Genomic DNA, 3,047 nt, shown 5'->3' with positions numbered 1-3,047 from the left:
TCACTTGGTAATATCTCGAACTCCAAGACATCGGGTAATTCTTCGACAATGTCGTTGAAAATAGTTGATATGGAGGTCACCTCTGGTTCTAAAAGACCAAGAATCACTTCTGTTCCTGTAAAACCAAGGGCAACTACCCCATCTGCTGGCTCAAAAACTATGGGAACACTGCCATCAAGGAATCGAGGAGCAAACAGTTTTTCAACACCTTCACCACCAATGGTGACCACTACTCCTTGTCCATCGTTAGGAATCTCACCATCGACAGTTAATGTTACTCGTGCTTCTGGTGCCTCGTCTTCAGTCACCTCTGGGGTGGTGGTGGAGATGGAAACAGTTGGTAACTCATTTGGTGGATCAGCTATGCTGAGGGTAACGTCAGGGGCATCAGGATCTACTCCATAAGCTTCCCCATCGATCACTGCAAAGGTAAATACTTCTTCCTCTTCGATTTCATCTGCTTGATCATCGAATATTGGTAGGGTAATGGTGGCAACGGGATCGGAAACGGTGACGAAGAAACCACTATCTCCTTCTGCTGGAAGAGGAAATCCTTCAATCCCTGTGAATTGAACGCCGCTGATATTAAATTCAGTCAGGGATCTTAAACCATTGGCAGCACTTTCAACATCGTTGATTAAGACTTGCAGTCCACCGTCGGGAATTTCTCCTGTTGTATTGATGGTTAAGACAATAGTTTCTCCCTCAACTACATCGCTTCTATCCAAGGTAATACCCACCGTGGGCCCTGGTATATCGATATCGTCACTGACAGTTAAGGTAACACTTTCCGCCGTGGGATCAACTTCGTAAAGTTCCCCATTAACGAGGGTGAAGGGCAACTCAATGGGGTCCTCAGCTATAATATCGTCAAAGATATCTAGGGTGATCGAGGCATTAGGATCTGTAAGAGTAGCAATAAAGCTTAGACCTCTGGTATCCCCAGGACGAACGTTAGTTACTCCTGATAGCACTAAATCATCGAGATTAGATAAATCAAACTGACCTAGTGCTGCGGGAACCGTACTTTGTACTAAAACATCTACACCCTCTGGAGGAATTTCACCAGCCACTACATCAAAGTTGACTGTCAGGGGATCTCCTTCTGCTAAGTTGGTTTCAGAGACAGAAAGGGCAATAGTAGGGCCAACTCCAGGGCCACCATTGTCGTCTGTAATGGTAAAGGAGGTGGCGTTTTGGTCGGGGTCAATGATATAACCCTCACCTGGAGCTAGGGCAAAATCGAAGGTAGTAGTTCCTTCTTCAGTCAAATCGTTGACGATTGGTAACAACATCTCGGCTTGATTTGCATCGAGGCGAACACCGATAATATTGTTTTCTCTATCGAAGGGTGGTACCAATCCCAGATTATTAAAGTCTCCTGCATCGCTGCCGCCATCCATCTGATCCGTGATACCAAAAAGGCTCTCAAACAGAATAAATAAGCCCCCTTCAGGGATGTCGCCGACGACGTTAAACTCCAATCTTAGAAGACGCTCTTCTGCCGTTCCTTCTTCAGAAATAGTGGCAGGAATGGCTTCAAAACTTACTATGGGTAGTTGACCAACGTTGATAGAAACCTCAGCCGTATCGCTGCCATCATTACCGTCGCTGACGGTATAGGTAAAGGTATCAATACCTGCAAAGTCAGTATCGGGAGTGTAGCTGAAGGAACCATCAGGGTTCAGGGTAACACTACCGTTGTCGGGAAGGGTTTCGATCGCCGCTGTTAAGGAATCTTGATCAGCATCGCTGTCATTAAACAGCACACCAGCAACAGCATCAATATCTAGGGTTTGATTGGTTGCTACACTATAGGAATCATTTTCTGCTTCAGGATCAGTATTGGTAACTTCTGATACATTGAATTCTAGGGTGTAATCGGTGGAGCCTTGGATTTGTTGCAAAGCAAAGGTGTAGGTTCCACTGGGTAATGGTCCGTCGAAACCGATAGCACCGTTACCACGACCAATATCGTCTAAGATGTCCGTGCCAACTTCTGACCCAAATGTGAGATACCCAAGAAAGTTTCCTCGATTGGCAGAATTATCAAGAGGTTCTGTGAATGTACTCCCTTCCTGTACACCGATAAACCCAGGATTTCCAGGGGTTGAGAAAGACGCAAGTACCAAACTATCGAGTTGAAACCCTTCCGGAATGGTTACGGTAACGTACTCCTGGTCGCTGATTCCTCCTCCTGTGGTAGCAGACAGAGTTGTGGTTCCTTCGGTCAGGGGTAGTAATAAGGGGTTGTTGGGATCACCGGAAATATCACCACTAACTGCTTCGTCATATCCTGGGGTTGTTGATGGTAACTGGCTTTCAGTATCTGCAAACAATACTGTACTACTAGCTGCACTTTGATCGACTGTATAATCGCCAACGCCAGTAATGGTGCCTTGGTCTTCAACTGGGATCTGATCTGCTGTAATCAAAGAGAATTCAACTGGTAGCAGGCCATCGTAGGGACGCTGGGGCGGGTCTGCCTCCTCTTGATTGAGAACATTAATTTGAAAAGAGGCAGACTCTGCCCCTGCGGCAATGGTCAGGGCAAGGCCGGATCTATCATCGTTTCGCTGAGGACTGGGAAAGGCGACAATATTTTCAACCCCCACACCAGCGAAAAAATCGCTCACTAGCTGCGCGAAATCGAGACGATTGAGAATCTCTGTCTCTGTGCTATCGAGAAATACCCTCAGTCCTCCGGCAGGAGCCGGCTCATCCAGTTCAAACCGAACGGTTAAAACGGTGCCTTGGTCTTCAACCAGGGCATTCAAATCCCCTGGAAAGTTTGTTTCTGTACTTAAGCTTAGTTGTACCATAGTTAGATTCTGTAATTAGATCGGGTAGCGTAAAAATTGAAAACGACAATATCTTATCGTACTTTTGTACGATTGAAAGTCTTTTTCCGAAGCTCACGGGGTGACAAGTAGGTTGAAAAGTAAGTCCAGAGCGGTTTTTCTCTGTTACCCGACCCTAAACAATTGTCGGCAACCAGAGAGCTTATTGAGAATGAACGATAATGATAATCATTTGCAAATGGGGGG

1 protein-coding gene is annotated in these 3,047 nt (G+C 46.0%); it reads right to left on the bottom strand.

The genetic code is table 11. The features are described 5' to 3' along the window. Nucleotides 1-2,822 (bottom strand): Ig-like domain-containing protein (locus tag MK185_17650; protein ID MCH2042455.1); only part of this gene is annotated, 2,822 nt, incomplete at its 3' end. Nucleotides 2,823-3,047 lie beyond the last annotated feature (225 nt).

This window comes from Saccharospirillaceae bacterium, from assembly GCA_022448365.1.
Taxonomy (GTDB): Bacteria; Pseudomonadota; Gammaproteobacteria; order Pseudomonadales; family Oceanobacteraceae; genus Bacterioplanoides.
The sequence above is the reverse complement of the archived record's forward strand: the minus strand, read 5'-3'. Positions and strand labels throughout refer to the sequence as shown.